General features: G+C 63.0%; 22 protein-coding genes. 9 read left to right on the plus strand and 13 right to left on the minus strand.

The features are described from left to right. Window positions 1-31 precede the first annotated feature (31 nt). On the minus strand, window positions 32-787 hold the full coding sequence (locus QTL56_RS00510; RefSeq protein ID WP_245137751.1) for a DeoR/GlpR family DNA-binding transcription regulator: 756 nt from the start codon (window positions 785-787) through the stop codon (window positions 32-34). Window positions 788-907: 120 nt separating this feature from the next. Between QTL56_RS00510 and QTL56_RS00515 the strand changes: the two genes are divergently transcribed. Continuing rightward, window positions 908-1,264 carry a DUF4406 domain-containing protein gene (locus tag QTL56_RS00515; RefSeq protein ID WP_229576712.1) on the plus strand — a complete coding sequence of 119 codons (357 nt, stop codon included), beginning with the start codon at window positions 908-910 and terminating at the stop codon, window positions 1,262-1,264. Window positions 1,265-1,313: 49 nt separating this feature from the next. On the opposite strand, the gene QTL56_RS00520 is transcribed toward QTL56_RS00515, so the two are convergent. Next, window positions 1,314-1,973: a glutathione S-transferase family protein gene (locus QTL56_RS00520; protein WP_229576711.1), complete on the minus strand. Its 660-nt coding sequence runs from the start codon at window positions 1,971-1,973 to the stop codon at window positions 1,314-1,316. 304 nt (window positions 1,974-2,277) lie between these two features. Here QTL56_RS00520 and QTL56_RS00525 point away from each other — a divergent pair, with 304 nt between their 5' ends. Continuing rightward, window positions 2,278-2,832 (plus strand): DUF2087 domain-containing protein, encoded by a 555-nt coding sequence (locus QTL56_RS00525; protein WP_229576710.1) that lies wholly within the window; start codon window positions 2,278-2,280, stop codon window positions 2,830-2,832. 48 nt (window positions 2,833-2,880) lie between these two features. On the opposite strand, the gene QTL56_RS00530 is transcribed toward QTL56_RS00525, so the two are convergent. Together QTL56_RS00530 and QTL56_RS00535 are read right to left on the minus strand one after the other, a co-directional pair. Continuing rightward, window positions 2,881-4,719, minus strand: a complete 1,839-nt coding sequence (locus QTL56_RS00530) for a putative bifunctional diguanylate cyclase/phosphodiesterase (RefSeq protein WP_245137749.1) — start codon at window positions 4,717-4,719, stop codon at window positions 2,881-2,883. A gap of 124 nt (window positions 4,720-4,843) precedes the next feature. Next, window positions 4,844-6,223, minus strand: a complete 1,380-nt coding sequence (locus QTL56_RS00535; RefSeq protein WP_245137748.1) for a TIGR03808 family TAT-translocated repetitive protein — start codon at window positions 6,221-6,223, stop codon at window positions 4,844-4,846. Between the two features lie 217 nt (window positions 6,224-6,440). Here QTL56_RS00535 and QTL56_RS00540 point away from each other — a divergent pair, with 217 nt between their 5' ends. The 3 genes from QTL56_RS00540 to QTL56_RS00550 all read left to right on the plus strand — a co-directional run bounded on the left by QTL56_RS00540 (window position 6,441) and on the right by QTL56_RS00550 (window position 8,819). Then, a complete protein-coding gene (locus QTL56_RS00540) occupies window positions 6,441-6,644 on the plus strand; it encodes a hypothetical protein (RefSeq protein ID WP_229576707.1) in 204 nt (67 codons plus the stop codon). A gap of 481 nt (window positions 6,645-7,125) precedes the next feature. Further along, window positions 7,126-7,953 carry a L,D-transpeptidase gene (locus tag QTL56_RS00545; protein WP_229576706.1) on the plus strand — a complete coding sequence of 276 codons (828 nt, stop codon included), beginning with the start codon at window positions 7,126-7,128 and terminating at the stop codon, window positions 7,951-7,953. 158 nt (window positions 7,954-8,111) lie between these two features. Beyond that, complete coding sequence (locus QTL56_RS00550; RefSeq protein WP_245137746.1) at window positions 8,112-8,819, plus strand: L,D-transpeptidase; 708 nt, start codon at window positions 8,112-8,114, stop codon at window positions 8,817-8,819. Between the two features lie 102 nt (window positions 8,820-8,921). On the opposite strand, the gene QTL56_RS00555 is transcribed toward QTL56_RS00550, so the two are convergent. From QTL56_RS00555 to QTL56_RS00570, 4 genes are all read right to left on the minus strand, one after another. After that, window positions 8,922-9,326, minus strand: coding sequence for a host attachment family protein (locus tag QTL56_RS00555; RefSeq protein ID WP_229576704.1), 405 nt, complete (start codon window positions 9,324-9,326; stop codon window positions 8,922-8,924). A 145-nt stretch (window positions 9,327-9,471) separates the two neighbouring features. After that, window positions 9,472-9,867 (minus strand): hypothetical protein, encoded by a 396-nt coding sequence (locus tag QTL56_RS00560; RefSeq protein ID WP_245137745.1) that lies wholly within the window; start codon window positions 9,865-9,867, stop codon window positions 9,472-9,474. After that, window positions 9,864-10,727, minus strand: a complete 864-nt coding sequence (gene bla, locus QTL56_RS00565; RefSeq protein ID WP_370660377.1) for a class A beta-lactamase — start codon at window positions 10,725-10,727, stop codon at window positions 9,864-9,866. Before bla ends, QTL56_RS00560 begins: the two co-directional genes overlap by 4 nt. Window positions 10,728-10,909: 182 nt before the next feature. After that, window positions 10,910-11,365 carry a MarR family winged helix-turn-helix transcriptional regulator gene (locus tag QTL56_RS00570; RefSeq protein WP_229576701.1) on the minus strand — a complete coding sequence of 152 codons (456 nt, stop codon included), beginning with the start codon at window positions 11,363-11,365 and terminating at the stop codon, window positions 10,910-10,912. 142 nt (window positions 11,366-11,507) lie between these two features. On the opposite strand from QTL56_RS00570, the gene QTL56_RS00575 reads away from it, so the two are divergent. Beyond that, a complete protein-coding gene (locus QTL56_RS00575) occupies window positions 11,508-11,930 on the plus strand; it encodes an organic hydroperoxide resistance protein (RefSeq protein ID WP_229576700.1) in 423 nt (140 codons plus the stop codon). Window positions 11,931-12,086: 156 nt separating this feature from the next. Here the strand turns inward: QTL56_RS00575 and QTL56_RS00580 are convergent, their stop codons facing one another. Beyond that, window positions 12,087-12,725, minus strand: a complete 639-nt coding sequence (locus tag QTL56_RS00580; protein WP_245137741.1) for a glutathione S-transferase family protein — start codon at window positions 12,723-12,725, stop codon at window positions 12,087-12,089. A gap of 90 nt (window positions 12,726-12,815) precedes the next feature. After that, a complete protein-coding gene (locus tag QTL56_RS00585; RefSeq protein ID WP_229576698.1) occupies window positions 12,816-13,262 on the minus strand; it encodes a MarR family winged helix-turn-helix transcriptional regulator in 447 nt (148 codons plus the stop codon). A 49-nt stretch (window positions 13,263-13,311) separates the two neighbouring features. On the opposite strand from QTL56_RS00585, the gene QTL56_RS00590 reads away from it, so the two are divergent. Genes QTL56_RS00590 through QTL56_RS00600 form a run of 3 tightly spaced genes read left to right on the plus strand, consistent with a single transcriptional unit; the run spans window position 13,312 to window position 15,352 of the window. After that, window positions 13,312-14,043: a DUF899 domain-containing protein gene (locus QTL56_RS00590; protein WP_245137739.1), complete on the plus strand. Its 732-nt coding sequence runs from the start codon at window positions 13,312-13,314 to the stop codon at window positions 14,041-14,043. 13 nt (window positions 14,044-14,056) lie between these two features. Beyond that, window positions 14,057-14,545: a DUF1579 domain-containing protein gene (locus QTL56_RS00595; RefSeq protein ID WP_245137793.1), complete on the plus strand. Its 489-nt coding sequence runs from the start codon at window positions 14,057-14,059 to the stop codon at window positions 14,543-14,545. Between the two features lie 30 nt (window positions 14,546-14,575). Continuing rightward, window positions 14,576-15,352, plus strand: a complete 777-nt coding sequence (locus tag QTL56_RS00600; protein WP_245137737.1) for a VOC family protein — start codon at window positions 14,576-14,578, stop codon at window positions 15,350-15,352. A 75-nt stretch (window positions 15,353-15,427) separates the two neighbouring features. On the opposite strand, the gene QTL56_RS00605 is transcribed toward QTL56_RS00600, so the two are convergent. The 3 genes from QTL56_RS00605 to QTL56_RS00615 form a co-directional block, all read right to left on the minus strand. Continuing rightward, window positions 15,428-15,655, minus strand: a complete 228-nt coding sequence (locus tag QTL56_RS00605; protein WP_229576695.1) for a hypothetical protein — start codon at window positions 15,653-15,655, stop codon at window positions 15,428-15,430. 182 nt (window positions 15,656-15,837) lie between these two features. Beyond that, window positions 15,838-16,080: a 30S ribosomal protein S21 gene (gene rpsU, locus QTL56_RS00610; RefSeq protein ID WP_102021643.1), complete on the minus strand. Its 243-nt coding sequence runs from the start codon at window positions 16,078-16,080 to the stop codon at window positions 15,838-15,840. Between the two features lie 231 nt (window positions 16,081-16,311). Then, a complete protein-coding gene (locus QTL56_RS00615; protein ID WP_006727165.1) occupies window positions 16,312-16,521 on the minus strand; it encodes a cold-shock protein in 210 nt (69 codons plus the stop codon). Window positions 16,522-16,543 lie beyond the last annotated feature (22 nt).

A 16,543-nucleotide genomic window follows, 5' to 3' on the forward strand; every position in this document is an offset into this window, starting at 1 on the left:
CGTCTCATCTGGAGCTCGGGCGCCCGAAGGCTCAGGCGAGGATCACGTTGGCCCCCCTGGACCTGTAGCCCTCGAGCACCGTGTCCTCAGCCTCCGACACCACGATCATGCCCGTGAGCTCGGGGATGGCGGCGATGCCGAAAGGCGAGACGCTGTCGAGCTTGTCCAGGGTCAGCGGGCAATAGGTTGCAAGGCTCCGCTCCAGGATCCGCCGTTTGATCGCGGCCTCCTCGAAATCGCCGGTCGTCAGGCCGTCGCTCGCATGCGCGGCCGTCGCCCCGAGGAAGAAGACATCCGGCCGCAAGCGCTCGATGGCGGCAAGCGCGGTCGGTCCGACCGACACCATGGAATGTTTGTAGATCCGCCCGCCGATCAGCACGACGTCCACGGCGCCATGCGCTTCCAGCTCCGCAGCGATGGTCGGCGCATGGGTGATCACGGTGAGCGCCATGTCCCGCGGGATATGGCGCACGATCTCCGCCGTCGTCGTGCCGCCGTCGAGGAAGATCACCTGCTCGGGCGCGATCAACTGCACGGCTGCCACTGCCAGTCGCCGTTTTTCCTCGGTCGCGAGACCACGCCGCACCGAAAGCCCGGGCAGGGGAGCGGCAACGGGCAACGCTCCGCCATGCACGCGCTTCAGAAGCCCGGCCGAGGCCATGTCGCGCATGTCTCTGCGGATTGTGTCCTCCGACACGCCCCATAACCGCGCAAGCTCGCCAGCCACTGCCCGCCCGTCGCGCTTCAGCATGTCGAGGATTTGCCGTCGTCTCTGTTCTGTCAGCATGAACCTACCCGAAGTGTCACGATAATGCATGATTCTAGCGAAATAGATTCGACAATCCAGAAGAATCGTGCGGATGTGTGCATGTCTCTGCATGAGGCGGAGGACGTGAAGGAGAATGAAATGTTGATTTTGATTGCCGGTCCCTATCGCTCGGGCACCGGAGACGACCCGGAAAAAATGGCCGCCAATCTCAAGGTGCTGGAAGCACCATCTCACGCCTTGTTCAAGGCGGGCCATGTGCCGATGATTGGCGAATGGGTGGCACTGCCGATCTGGCATGCAGCCGGTGGAAAGTCGGTCGGTGACGATCTCTATGAGGAAATCTTCCATCCGGTCGCCGGCCGGTTGCTGCAACTCTGCGAAGGCGTCCTGCGCCTGCCCGGCGCCTCGAAGGGCGCCGACAATGATGTGCGCATCGCGACTGAACGCGGCATTCCGGTCTGGACCCGGCTGGAAGATGTGCCGGGCTGCGGGTGAGGGAAGGTGAGGCCATCTGGAGACAGCCACACCCCTCTGCGCGAAATGGTTACTCCACTTCTGCCAGCCGCTTCGCCCACATCGCCTTGAAGCACGGGCGGGACTGGATGCGGGCGAGCCAGGCTGCCGTTTTCGGATGGGCGTCGAAGAGCGGCTGATAGGCCTGGGCGTAGCGCACGATCTCGCCGAGATTGATGTCGGCCACGGTAAACCGTCCACCGACGGCATAATCGTTGCCGGCAAAGTGCTTTTCCAGCACGCCGAAGGGGCGGGCGAGGATGCGGGCGACGGCCTTGGCTTCCGCTTGGCCGGCCTCGGTGGCGAGGCGTCCGTCAATATTGGCCATGGAGATCTTCAGGGCCTCTGACTCGATCGATGTCGCACCGAAAAGCGTCCATTGCAGCATCAGCGCGTCTTCCGCCGCATCCTTCGGCGCAAGCGGCCCGCCTGATGTCTTCGCCACGTAGAGCGTCTGCGCCAGCGACTCGTTCAACACCAGACCGTTATCCTCGATCGTCGGGATGCTGCCCATCGGGTTGATGCTGAGGAATTCCGGTGAGCGCGTGTTGAGCCGCGCGCCGTCTGCCATGGGGTCCTTGAGCTTGTAGGCCTGCAGAACCGGCACCAGTTCGAAGGGCGAGCCCAGTTCTTCCATCAGCCAGAGAATGCGCGTCGCGCGCGACTTGTAGACGCCGTAGATTTTCAGCATGTGCCACTCCCGTGATTGTTGCGCGGGAAGCTATCCTGCGTGGGGCGTCCGGAAAAGCCGCTTGCGCTGATCGCATCGATGAAATTTCCTGATCGCGGCTGGAATTGACAAAAGCCGGCCTCGGCGCGTATTCCTTCGGCTCCAGGGTCTGCAGTTCACCCAGGCGTCACCGCCCCGATGAGGGGAGCTAAACCTGCTTCTCTCTTGTCGACGTCAGCTCGTTTTCCCGTGCCCCGTCGGAAGTCGGTGACCACCGGCCAGCTTGGCTGCTTTCGGGCGCCAGGGCACGACCAGGAGAAATGAGATGTCGAGGATGACACATGCCTTTGCGGCACCCGATCTGTCGGCGCTGGCGAAAAGCCTGAAGCGCGAACTTGATGCGCGGACAGACCTGCCCGGCCATGTCGAACTTTTGAACATGCTTACCCGCGCCGTCGGCTTCCGCAACTACCAGCATTTCAAGGTGAGCCACGCGGCGCAGGAGCGTCTCGCCAATCCGCCTGGGATCGAAGCGGAGCCCGCAATCGATTACCGGCGTGTGGAACTCACCGCCCGCTGCTTTGCCGGGACGGACATACTCGTCCGCTGGCCGGGCAAGTTCAACCAGCAGCAACTGGCGCTCTGGGTGCTCTGGTCCTTTCTGCCGTCGGGGGAGGATGTGGGGGAGAAGGCGGTCAATGCCGTGCTGATGCGTCACAACGGCTTCGGCGACCATGTCCTGATCCGCCGCGAGTTGGTCAATATGGGGCTCCTGAACCGCACGCAGGACTGCCGTCTCTATCGCCGTGTGGAAAAACGACCGCCGCCTGAGGCGCGTGAGCTGATCCGTCTGGTAACGAGCCGCCGCCGCGAAAGCTGAGAAGACCGGCAAACGGATATGGGACGCGGCGGGTTTGCCGGTCGCGTCTCACCCGGCCTTGTGAAGAATTAGCCGCTCGCGCTCCCGCAGGATGCGTGTCCATTCGGGATGGAAATTGCTGACCTCGAGCATTTCGCGCACGCTGTCCCGGTCGATGGGGCGGGCGAAGAAATAGCCCTGGCCGGCCCTGCAGTCCAGCGACAGCAAATGCTCGGCCTGCGCCTGTTCTTCGATGCCTTCGGCCACGACCTGTATGTCGAGCCCTCTGGCGATATCGAGCAGGCCGCGCGTGATCACGCTTCCGCTGCCGGCATCGGCCAGGCGACGGACGAAACACTTGTCGATCTTGATGATGTCGACGGGGACCGTGAGCAGGTGGGTCAGCGAGGCAAAGCCCGTGCCGAAGTCGTCGAGGGCCACCTTGATGCCTGCTTCGCGCATCGTGTGGATCTCTTCAGCCACGACATTGTCCTTCTGCGCGAGATAGACGGATTCCGTGACCTCGGCCACGATATGGTCCGGAGAAAGCCCGGCGCGGCCGAAACTGTCCACGATCCGCTTCGTCAGCCCGCCGCGATGGAAGTCGGCAGCCGCGAGGTTCAGCCCCACGCGCGCGAATTTAAGCCCTTCACGATGCCAGTCGCCGGCGGCGGTCGAAATGCGTTCCAGCATGCGCTCAGTAATCTCGATCGCCGCATGGGCGTCTTTCATCGCCTCGTGAAAATGCGCAGCCGCAATCAGGCGGCCGTCCGGCATTTTCATCCGGCAGAGCGATTCAAAACCCGTGATGCGCCCGGTCGCAAGTTCGATCAGCGGCTGGAAATGTGCATCGATCCGGTCTTCACGCAGCGCCTGGTCGACCTCCTGCACCGAGCGGAAACGTTTGGCGATCGCGGTGCCGAGACCCGGCTGATATTCGACGTAGCGCCCACGCGCCCGTTCCTTCGCGTGATAGAGCGCGTAGTCGGCGTTCTGTCGCACCTGTTGCGGGCTCCGCTCCACGCCGGCCCGGGCGCCACCCAGCGTCGCGGCCGGATAGATCAGGTGCCCCGCGCAATCGGCCGGTTCCTTGATGCGGGCAATCAGCGTATCGGCGAGAGCCGCCGGATCGGTCGTTGCGATGCAGGGCACGATTACGGCAAATTCGTCACCACCGAGACGGAAGGCCATGCCGGGCGCTGCTTCCTGCTTCATGCGTTCCGCCACGACCTGGATCAGATCGTCACCCGCGCCGTGGCCGAACGTGTCGTTGACCATCTTGAGGTTGTCGAGATCGACAAGCATCAGGGCCCAGTCGGGCTCGCGCCGGGAAACTTCGTTGATGACCTCGGTGAACCGGCTGCGATTGGGCAGGCCTGTCAGGCCGTCTGTATCGGCCATGCGCCGCCGTTCGGCCATGCGCTGGTCGCGTTCGATGGCAATGGCGCAGAGATGCACGCAGGCGCTGACGATCTGCCGCTCCAGGTCCGACGGTCCGCGGATGGTGCGGTAGTAGAAGGCGAAGGTCCCCAGCACTTTGCCCGAGCCGATGATCGGCGTCGACCAGCAGGCCCTCAGCCCGAGTGGCAGGGCGAGTTGCTTGTAGGGCTGCCAGTATTCATGGGTGTCGATATCCTCCACCAGAACCGGCTCGCCGTGATAGGCCGCCGTTCCGCAGGATCCGACCCCGTGGCCGATCGCGACGCCGTCGATGGCGGAAATGTATTCGAGCGGAAGTGAAGGGCCGGCCAGATGGCGCAGCCGCCGCTCTTCGTCGAGCAACAGAACAGAGCAGACGATATCATCCTTCATGGTCTCCACTTCGCGGCACAGATAATCCACGGTCTCAGCCAACGACTGCCCTGTCGCGATTTTCTCGAGGATGATGTTCTGCAAGGGTAGAAGCATGGGACCTGCAACATGTTGACTGCCGCAGACTAGATCAGGTGAGCCTTAAATAGACATTACGACCATTCGAAAGCTCTGATGTTGGTTTCCGGATCATTAATCAATTCACCCGGGGCGTCCCGGTTTAGCCGCCGGCCATGCGGTTCCCGGAAAGCGTCAGATGCGGGAAGGTCGTATCCCCGTCTTCGAGCGCACCACCCACCCGGTCTTTCCAGCGATATCCGACGATGGCGCCCCCCGTGGCCCCATCCACGATATTGTTGCGGATCACAGTCTCGCCGGCGCCCTCCACCACACTCACCCGCATGCCCTCGGCGCTGCCGCGCAGGATATTGTCACTGACGATGACATTGCGCAGATAGGGTCCCCAGCCAATGGCGAGTGCCGCCGTCTCGGCGCCATCGACGAGATTGTCCGTCACCAGCGTATCGGCCTCGACCGAGATGCCGAAGCCAAAGCCGCTCACCGTAGGCTCGTAAGGTCCCTTGTCGACAATGCCGCGCACGATGTTGCCGCTGACCGTCGAGAGCCGCCCCCCATGATCGAAATTGGCGACCGAAATCCCGATCGCCGCCCCATCGATGACATTGCCCTCGATCATTGCCCCCTCGAATTCGAACTCGGCATAGATGGCGGTCTCGCCGGAGCGGAAAGCCTGGTTGCCGCTGATGGTGATGTTGGAGGCGGAATTGGCGCGGATTGCGGAAAATGCGCAATCGGAGACGTGATTGCCGGAAACCAGCATATTGTCGGCCCGGAACACATTGATGCCATTGCCATATTGCCCGGTGCCGCCATTGGTCGCGCCGATCCGCGCCACCCGATTGCCCGAGATCACGCTGCCGTCCTCGCCCTTGGTCCAGCGATGCACGAGAATGCCGCCATTGCCGCAGTCGAATATCTCGTTGTTGCGCAGCGTGAAGGCCTTGCCCTCGATCGACCAGATCCCCGCTTCCGCCGCCCCGGCCACCCGGGTCGTCTCGATGCGACCGCCGGAACGTGCGAGATAGATGCCGCATTTGCGGCTGCCGATGATCTCGCAGGCTTCGATCACCACATCGTCGACGCTGCGAAAGGCGAGAAGCCCCTCCGTATAGTCCGCAAGCCATCGATTGGCGCCATCGAATGTGATGCCCGAGAGGCTGACCCGTCGGATGTCCTGGGCTGCGATGAGATGCCCGTCGCCGCGATAGACGAGCCGTGTCAGGCCTGGAATCCCGGTCAGCCGACTGCCGTCGCGCAACTCCAGATTGGCCACCTCATAGGTGCCGGCTGGGAGGAAGACCGGTTGTCCGACGGCCGCCGCCCGGTCGATCAGGGTCTGCAGCTTGCGGCTCTGGTCGTCCTCGGTACCGGGCAGGATGCCCGCCTCTGCCGCATCGAAACCGCCCCGCAGTTCCGCCATTGCCAGCGTCTGTGCCAGGGGCGCGCGGATGCTCACGGGCAGGCCCGCAGTGGCGAGCAGCCCGCCCAGTCCTGCAATGACCGAGCGTCGTGAGGGCATCTTGTCGTTCCGTTCGAGACGATTGGATATCGCTGCGAACTTGGCGGAACGGGCCTCTGGCGGCAAGAAGAGGCTTAAAACAGTGTTAACGCCCCAGATGAAGATCTTCGCCTTTGGTCTGGGGACGTCATCGCAAGGAGTTGAGCCAGATCAAGGAAAGGCGCCCGGATGCGCCTAAGGTGATCCTCGAAAGATAGGAACACGAAGGAAAACGATCATGCTTCGTCTCGCTGCAGTCCTCTACATTCTTGTCGCCAGCGCCGTCGGCGGTGCGGCGGTGATCACGGTTCTGTCGCTCGACATGCGTGAAGGCTGGCAGATCGCAGCCGCCTTTGTGGCAGGTCTGGTGATCTCGATCCCGATTGCTGCCGTGCTCGGCAAGAAGATCTACAATGCCCTGCAAGGTCCAAAACCCGTCTGACCTCACGCCATCCCGGCAATGGCGGGAACCGGCTTCGCGTGCGAAGTGGCGTGACTACGGAGAGAGATCGCATTGATGGCGAAACTGCTTCGCCAGGCAGGCTTCAGACTTTCGATATGGGACGCAAACCCTTTCGGTCCTGGCGGAGTGGAAAGGGCGGTGGATACCAGTCCCATGGCGACCGGCCGGCATTTTCTCGGGGGAGGGCGTGCCGGTCGGATCGATTCTGCCGTTTGTCGATTTCGTCTGTCGGCTTTCGTCATGTTCGATATGGTCGAACTGCGCCGCGAACCCTTCGTTGAACCGCAAATGGAGGCGCCTGAAAGCCTCCGTGTCCGACCCTCCGGCTGTCACCACCCGGATTGCCTTTGAGCCGCGTGCAAATCCTGCGCCGAGGCGCGAAGCTGACCTTCGGCATAAGCTTCGCGCCAGCCGCGCCTGACAGATTGCGGCCTACGACGTCAGTGTGATCAGGTGCAGCATGTCCAAGGTTTCGAGCTCATCATCGGCAAGACCGCAGTCTTCGGTCGCAAGGCGGGTTCTGTCGCTCGGGCTCGGCACTGCGCTGGTCGGCTCGCTCTCGGGCTGCATCCTGATGACCGATACCAGCCGCATGAACATCGATGTCTTCCAGGATGAGGTCGCCCCCGTCTGGTACGATCCGGCCCGCACGCCGCCGGCCGCCGATCAGACGGCGCCGCAGAAGCGCGATCTCTACAAGACCCAGTTCCATCAGACCTATGGCCTGCCCGTCAGCAATCCGCTGCACCGCACCATCTACGGCCTGATGGTCGATGATGGCCACACCCTGCCGCCGATCCCGCTCGACCGCGTCCGCTCTGACATGCTGCGCCACGAGGTGGACTACCAGACGGCGGAAGCGCCCGGCACCATCGTCGTCGACACCAAGGCGCATTACCTCTATCTGGTCCAGCCCGGTGGCAAGGCGGTCCGCTATGGCGTCGGTCTCGGCCGCGATGGTTTTGCCTGGTCGGGCAGGGGTGTCATTCAACGCAAGGCGAAATGGCCGCACTGGACGCCGACCGATGACATGGTCGAGGCCAATCCCAACCTGCGCCCCGTTTCCGCCGAGCGCGGCGGTCTGGTCGCCGGTCTCAACAATCCGCTCGGTGCCCGTGCGCTCTACATCTATCAGGGCGGCAAGGACACGCTCTACCGCGTGCACGGCACGCCCGACTGGCAGTCGGTCGGCAAGGCCACCTCGTCTGGCTGCGTGCGCATGTTCAATCAGGACGTCATCGATCTCTTCGATCGCGTGCCCGACAACACCCCGATTGTTGTCATTTAGCGACAGTCGTTTGCGACGGGATCCATCTCTCCAAAACGTGAGCGGGGGTCGGCGTTGCATTAAGTGAAGCTTTCCTGTTTGCATCGCATCATCGCGGAACAAAGCGCACCTCCCGGCGTCTTCCTCCGCAGCGCTGCCACAGGAAATTTGTAACCTACATGTCTTCAATGCCTCCCCTGACCCGCCGTTCGCTTCTGTCGTTGACAGGCCTCGGAGCCGCCTCGCTGCTCGCAAGCTGCACCACCTCCCGTCCGCTCCCTCCCGGCGTTCGCCTCGATGGCCCGGCCGTCCCCGCCGCCCCGAAGGGTCGCACGCCCGAACTCGACGCCATGTATGGCGAAGTCTATGACGGCGGTTTCGTCATTCCGGCCGTCCCTTACTGGAAGATCCCCGACCGCTTCTATCGCCAGCAGGTCGTCGATCCCACCGGTGAGGTCCCCGGCACGGTCGTCGTCGATACGCCAAACCGCTTCCTCTATCTCGTCGAGCGCGGTGGCACCGCCATGCGTTACGGCGTCGGCATCGGCCGTGACGGCTTTTCCTGGGGTGGCGCCGGTGTGATCCAGTGGCGCCAGAAGTGGCCGAAATGGACCCCGCCGGACGAGATGATCGCCCGCCAGCCGGAACTGGAGATCTATTCGGTGCGCAACGGCGGCAAGCCGGGCGGTATCGACAACCCGCTCGGTGCCCGCGCGCTTTACATCTTCCAGAACGGACAGGACACGCTCTACCGCCTGCATGGTTCGCCGGAATGGAATTCCATCGGCAAGGCCGTCTCGTCGGGCTGCGTGCGCCTGATGAACCAGGACGTCATCGACCTCTATGAGCGCGTGCCGAACAAGGCGAAGATCGTCGTCCGGCAGTAACGGCCGGCAACGCCGTTCAGCGATTTCAGCACAGACGAAAGGCCCCGCCGGCAAGCCGACGGGGCCTTCCTCATATTGGCCTGTGTTCCGCGCTGGCGGAGGTCAGGCGGCCTCGAGCGCCTTTTCGATGTCCTGAACCGTATGGCCGGTCAGGTCCTTGTCGAGTTCGCCGATCAGGACGGCCGAAAGCTGCTTGTGATAGCCCTTGCGCATCTCGCCCAGCGTCCGCGGCGCGGCGATGATGACGAGGTTCTTGATCTTGCCGTCCAGCACATGGCGGTTCAGCATGTCGGTGATGCCGCTGCCGAAACCGTCTTCCTCCTGCTGGCTGTCGTCAGGATTGGCGGCGCTGCTGGAATGACGGTTGCCGGAGGTGATCTTCGAGCTGTCGATCTCTTCCGCCGGCATGGCCTTCAGCTTGATATCAAGCGCGTTGCCCTCGTTCTGGAAAAGGCTCAGCTTCTCGCCGTCGGCGACGGCAATGACGGTGTTCTGGGGCACTTGCATGAAAGTTCTCCTTGCTGGTCTGTGCGAGGTCCACCGAAGGTGGCGCTGCCGCAGGTGACCGGAGGACAACCCCTCGGGCTTTTGATCGTTCCTTCATCGCAGGCCCCGATCGCCGGCATGGCACTCCGACCTCCTGCCTTTGGCCTCACCCCCGACAGCGAAACGGGCTGAAAGAACTCGCAGCCCCGGCATTCATGGTGGCAATGGTCAGCCCGTTGGCGACCTCGATATCGGTATCGGTCTCCGGACAGGCATCGACATCGGCGAGGCAGCCGCTGGCGATAAATTCCCGGTTCCGGGCCAGGAAACGGTCGGAGACGCCGTCATGCCCGACGTGGTCGAGGATGTCGTCGAGGGCCCTGGCATAGACCTCGCATTTCGTCCGTTGCCAGTCCGACCGCCCCTCCACCGTCGTGCCGGCCTCCTGCGCCCATGCCTGGGCGTTCAACATCGTCATCGAAACGACACCCGCCGTCAGACAGGCAAGGGCGAGGCCGAGACGGAAAATCGCGTGGCCCGTCGTCGTCGCATGGCCGGTCATTGACCGTATTCCGCAAAGATCGCAGCACCAATCTCGGCAATGGCGGCATCCCTTGTCTTCAGTGGGTGCTTTCGCCCGTCCATGTAGATGGCGACGACCAGTGGCGCACCCTCCGGCGGTCGCAGAAGGGCGATGACGCCGCGCGTGCCGTGACCACCGGCACCGCTGCGGTCGGCGATCCTCCAGCCCTTCGGCAGCTCGGCGCGCAGCAAGCCGCCCGCCACGGCATTCGCCGCCATCCAGGATTCCAGCTGGTCCGCGGCCTCAGGCTCGAGCGCACCGTCCAGCAGCAGCCGGCGCAGGGTGCTGGCCATGGCCTGGGGCGTGGTCGTGTCGCGCGGATCACCGGGGGTTGCCTGGTTGAGTTCCGGTTCGTATCGGTCGAGCCGTGTCGTGTCGTCGCCGGTGCGCCGCAGAAAATCCGTCAGCGCAGGCGGTCCGCCGATCGCTTTCAGGACGGTATTGGCAGCCGCATTGTCGCTGGTGCGCAGGGTGATCTCGCAGAGTGCACGGGTGGAAAGGCTCGTGCCGACCCGCTTTTCCGTGACGGGGGAATGCGGGCGCAGATCTGCCTGGCGGATCTTGTGTTTCTTTTCGAGCACGGGGTCGCCGGAAGAGAGGGCAGCGGCGCAGGCGAGCGCCTTGAAGGTGCTGGCCATGGTGAAGCGTTCACCCGCCCGGTAGCCGTGCATTGCGCCGGTGCCGGTATCGATGACCGCAAAGCCGACGCGCATGCCGAGCGTCGTCTCGACGCGCTCTGCGGCTGCTGTCACCGGATCGGCGTCCTTGACCTGCGCCGACGCCGGCCCGGGCGCATGCAGCAGTGCCGGCAGGACAATGCCCAACAGAAGGGCGGTCATGCGAAATGGCGTGATAGGTCGGATGCTTGTCATGCGGTTCTCCCTGTCGCGCCTTTCAGATTGAAGGCGAACAAGGCAGGAGCGAGGCGCAGCGATGACAGGCCTGGCTCCCTTCCGTGTCCGATGACGGGGCGGAATTTCCGCTTTCCGCTCAGCCTCTGTGGCCGGGGATGATCCCGACCTCACCGCTCGTGCACGGTCTCCAGCTGGTCCTTCAGCCGGTTCAGGCTGTCGCGCAGGCTTTCGATCTCGGCAATGTCGCAGCCGGTCTGGTTGCCGATCGTCGAGAAGACCTCCAGCGCCCGGCGTTTCAGCGCCCGGCCTTCCTCCGTCAGGGTGATGAAGACCACGCGTTCGTCAGCGGCATCGCGGCGACGGGAGACATACTGGATCTGTTCGAGCCGCTTCAGGAGCGGCGAAAGCGTGCCGGAATCGAGCCCCACCTTTTCGCCGAGCGCCTTTACCGAAAGGTCGTCCTCCTCCCACAGCGCCATCATCACCACATATTGCGGATAGGTGAGGCCGAGCGGCGTGAGCAGCGGCTTATAGGCGCGCGTGAAGGCGTGTGCGGCGCCGTAGAGCGCAAAGCACAGCTGCTTGTCCAGCCTTAGTTCCTTTTCGAGTGTTTCGTCGGTCATGGCCCTTGATGAACCCCCTTCGGCATCTATTGTTTCCACAGTGGCCAAAACTGGCGCACATTTCAATGCGCAAAAAACAATTGCGCACAATTCAATTGTGCTCTATATAAACATTACCAACCGTCAAACAAGGAGAACACCCATGGCAATCCTCTATACCGCGCACGCCCATGCCACCGGCGGCCGCTCCGGCCACGGCGTAAGCGACAACGGCGTACTTGATGTGACATTGACGACCCCGAAGGAAATGGGTGGCGACGGCGCGACCGGCACCAATCCCGAACAGCTGTTCGCCGTCGGTTATTCCGCCTGCTTCCTCGGCGCGCTCAAGTTCGTCGCCTCGAAGGAAAAGGTGAAGATTCCGGAAGATGCCAAGGTGCATGCCGCAGTCGGCATCGGCCCGCGTGAAGACGGCGGCGGTTTCGGCATCGAGGTCAAGCTCACCGTCGAAGTGCCCGGCCTTGACCGCGAACTGGTCGAGCGCCTCGCAGCCGCAGCCCATATCGTCTGCCCCTACAGCCACGCCATGCGTACCTCGACCGAAGTGCCGGTCACGGTCGCCTGATCGCCTGGCCCCTTTAAGATCCACCGCCCGAAGGCCGGCCTTGTGCCGGCCTTTTTTTGCGTCAGCCGCGTTGCGGAGGTACGGCTTGCTGGACACGGGGGAGGTGGCCAGAGGAGGATGCGGAAGTCTCCATGATTTCTGAGCCTTGCTCGGCCGTCAGCGCGTATCTGCCGCAGCAAAATGCGCCATCTGATCGGCATGGGCCTGGATGAAGGCGGGTCTTGCTGTGGCCCGGGCAACATAGGCCTGGCAGGCGGGATAATCTAAAAGGCCGCCGAGCCGCCCGACGAGCCGCAGCACATCCGCCATGGCGATATCGGCGACGGAAAACGAACCGGCAAGCCAGTCGCCGCTCGACAGCACCGCCTCCATGCGCGAGATCCGCGCGGACAGAAAGCCGACCAGGGCTTGCGGAATGCCGCCTTCCGGCTTGGAGAAGGTCAGGATCGACCAGGGCAGGCTGGCCGCCTCGACGGAATTGAGGGCTGCGAACAGCCATTCCGTCACTTTGGCCCGTCCAGCCGGGTCGCCCGGCATCAACAGCTCGCTCCGGCTGCCCAGATGCAGCAGGATCGCGCCGGTTTCGAAGATGGAGAGTTCGCCATCGGTCAACCAGGGAACCTGCGCGAAGGGCTGGTGCGCGAGATGGTCCGCCTCGCGCTGGCGAAAGGATGTGCTGGCCACCTGATAGGGCAGGCCGGCTTCTTCCAGTGCCCAGCGTATCCTGAGGTCGCGCACATAGCCGCGCGGCAATTCCGGCACCCAGTCATACGTCGTCAGCGTGATATTCGTCATGGCGTTCCTTCGTTGCCTCTTCCGTGCGGTGGAAAAAAGCCCGCGGGCGCGACCGGATGATGGCCAGCCGCCGGGTGTGGTGGAGCTGGATCAGCCGCTCACCTCCGTCAGCCCCTGGCGCAGCACATGCGCGTCGCTCGTCATCGTCGCTTCGATGGCGGCATGCACGTCTTTCCAGATCGGGACGGCGTCTGAAAGCGCCAGACTACCCTCGGGCGTCAGCCGCAACCGCTTGCCGCGCCGGTCCTTCGGGTCAGGCTCGATGGACACCCAGCCGCGCGCCGATAGCGGCTTCAGGGCGGCCGTCAGCGTGGTCCGGTCCATGGCCAGAAGTCTGGCAACAGGGCCCATCGGCGGCGGTTCCGGCCGGTTCAGCGCCATCATCAACGAGAACTGTTGGTTTGTCAGTCCGACAGGCTTCAGCGCCAGATCGAAGCGGCGTCCAAGCGCTCGGGCTGCGCGCTGGGCATGCAGGCAAAGGCAGGTGTCTTTGATGTGAATGGTGGTGGAATAGGGAATCAGTGGCCCGTTTGACATGGAATAAATATGTTGATATCAACCTATATGTCAAGAGGAGGACGGCAAGATGGACTGTCAGGTTGTTTCGCGGGAGGAATGGCTCGAAGCCCGCAAGGCCCTGCTCGCGAAGGAGAAGGAACTCACCCGCCATCGCGATCGCGTCAACGCGGAGCGCCGCGCCTTGCCCTGGGTGCGTATCGACGAGGACTACCGCTTCCAGACGCCGAAGGGGGAGGTGCTGCTCGCCGATCTCTTCGAGGGGCGCAGCCAGTTGATGATCTATCACTTCATGTTCGGCCCCGACTGGGAGGCCGGCTGCCCCGGTTGCTCCTTCTTCGGCGACCATATCGATGGCATGCTGCCGCACCTGAACAACCACGACGTCACCTTCGTCTGTGTCTCGCGCGCCCCGCTCGACAAGATCGAGGCCTACAAGCGCCGGATGAACTGGATCTTTCCCTGGGTGTCCTCCTTCGGCAGTCAGTTCAACTACGATTTCCACGTCTCCTTCACGCCCGAGCAGCTCGCCTCGGACACGGTCAGGTACAATTTTCGCGACACGCCGCGCGAGCAGGCGCATGATGAACTGCCCGGCCTCTCGGCCTTTTACAGGAACGAGAAGGGCGAGATCTTCCATACCTATTCGCAATATGCCCGTGGAGGCGAAGAGGCTCTCGGGACCTTGATGATCCTGGATCATGCACCGCTCGGTCGCAACGAGACCGGCACGCTGAGTTTCGTGAAGCGCAAGGACGAATATGCCGCAAAGCCGGTAGAAAAGGCCGGCTCCTGCCATTGAGGGAGACTGCATGATGGAATTCCCGAAGCCTACCGAACATCACCGTTTGCTCGAGCGCCTCGTTGGTGATTGGCTCTATGTCACCTCGACCGGCCACCCGGATTACGATCCCGATGATCCAGCCAAGTGCTGGACTGAAACCTTCCGCTCCGTCGGCGGCCTCTGGATGGTGGGCGAAGGTGAGGGCGGCATGCCGGATGGCAGTCGCGCCACGATGATCATCACCCTTGGCTACGACCCGCGGCTGGGTCACTATGTCGGCAGCTGGGTCGGGTCGATGATGGACAAGTTCTGGGTCTACAAGGGCTGGATCGAGGATGACGGCCAGACGCTCGTGCTCGAGGCGGAAGGCCCGAGCATGCAGGACCCCGAGCGCACCGAGCTTTATCGGGATGTCATCCACTTCATCGATGATGATACCAGAACCTTCTCCGGCAGCGTGCGTCAGCCGGACGGGACTTTCAAGACCTTCATGACCAGCCAGGCAAAACGCGCCGGCTGAAGGCCGGCCACAAGGAGAGAGGGACTGCGCATGCATGGCACATTCATCTGGCACGAACTGATGACACCTGACCCCGCCGCGGCGAAAGCCTTCTATGGTCCGCTGCTCGGCTGGGAGCCGACCGACATGCCAATGGAAGGCTTCACATACACATCGTTTGCCCTCCCCGGATTTCCCTCTGGTGTCGCCGGCATGATGGCGTTGACCGAGGAAATGAAAGGGCAGGGCATCCCGCCCAACTGGACCGGCTATATCGCCGTCGATGACGTCGATAAAACGGCTGCGGACTATCAAAGGGAAGGTGGCGTGATCTGCCGTCCCCCGGAAGATATCCCCGGCGTCGGCCGCTTCGCCGTCGTTGCTGATCCGCAAGGTGCCGTCGTCTGCATCATGACCCCGATGATGGAAGACAGGAGCACCGGCACCTGGCCCACCCCCGGCAGCACCGGCACCGTCGGCTGGAACGAGCTCATGGCTGGCGACTGGGAAAAGGTCTGGGACTTCTACGCCGCCCGATTCGGCTGGGAAAAAGACATGGCCGTCGACATGGATGCCATGGGCATCTACCAGACCTTCAAGCTCGGTGATCGCGGCATTGGCGGCATGATGACCAAGCGCCCCGAAATGCCCATGGCCTATTGGGGATACTATTTCATCGTGCCCGGGATCGATTCGGCGGTCGAGAAGGTCAAGTCGCTTGGCGGCAAGATCCTGATGGGTCCCCATCAGGTTCCCGGCGGCTCATGGATCGCCGCCTGTCAGGATCCGCAGGGCGCTTACTTCAACCTGACGTCAGCCACGAAATGACGCGCAAAGGCCGGAGTGGCATATTGCCCTCCGGCCTTTGTCGAATTCTGCTGTAAGGGTCCGCATGCGCTGGCCTCAGCCGCGCTTCACGGCCTTTTTCACCGCGCGCTTTTTCGGTGCGGGCGCGTTTTCGGCCTCGACGGCTTCGCGCTGCATGCGCAGCGCCTTCAACGCCTCGGTCTTGCGTTCGCGCGCAGTGGCTTCCGCTGCGATCAATGAACGCGCGACGCTGTCGGTGGTCGCGGCCTTGTCCTGCGGCGAAACCTTCTCAGGCTTGAAAAACGTATCTTTGGTAGCGTTCATCTCGGAGTCCTTCCTGCAGCCTGGCTGCCTGTCTCGGCATGGGGGTGAGGTCCGGCGGCCCTGGCCCGAGGAAATGGTCCGATGACCGTGGCCGGTCACCGAAGCCGGTGACCGAGGAAAGGCCGGTGGCCTTCCTCCTGGTCGGACATCCGCGCGCCCGAGGGCGCACGGAGGGGGTCGGATCAGCGTGCGCCGCGAACGGCAGCCTTCTTCGGAGCCGGAAGCAGGCCTTCGCGCTGCATCTTCTTGCGCGCCAGCTTGCGCTGGCGGCGAATGGCTTCAGCCTTTTCGCGCACGCGCTTTTCCGACGGCTTTTCGAAGGCGCTGCGAGCCTTCATTTCGCGAAACAGGCCTTCGCGCTGCATCTTCTTCTTCAGCACGCGGAGCGCCTGGTCGACATTGTTGTCACGAACGAGAACTTGCACGGTCGTTTCCTTTCCGGGCGTCGAGCCCGATTGATCTGGTGTTGCGAAAAAGGGGATACTGCAGGCTAACGCGCCACGCCCCGGCGAAGATCCCGAAAAATCGGGTTTGGCCCATCGCATACAGGAGTTGCGTCAGGCGAACAATAAAAAAGGCCGGGCGAAACCCGACCTTTTGTCGCCACTCAGCCCCGCTGCGGTACGTCCGTGGTCAGCGGGGCGAGCGACAAATCTTTAAGCGGCGCGCAGGTTGTCGGCCGAGCTCTTGCCCGAACGCTTGTCCTGAACGATGTCGTAGCCGATCTTCTGGCCTTCGACGAGATCGCGCATGCCGGCGCGCTGAACGGCAGAGATGTGGACAAACACGTCGGCAGAGCCTTCATCCGGCTGAATGAAGCCAAAACCCTTGGTGCTGTTGAACCACTTTACGGTACCTGTGTTCATAACGATTTCCTTTCAATCGTTG

The sequence above is a fragment of the Peteryoungia algae genome, assembly GCF_030369675.1.
Taxonomy (GTDB): Bacteria; Pseudomonadota; Alphaproteobacteria; order Rhizobiales; family Rhizobiaceae; genus Allorhizobium; species Allorhizobium algae.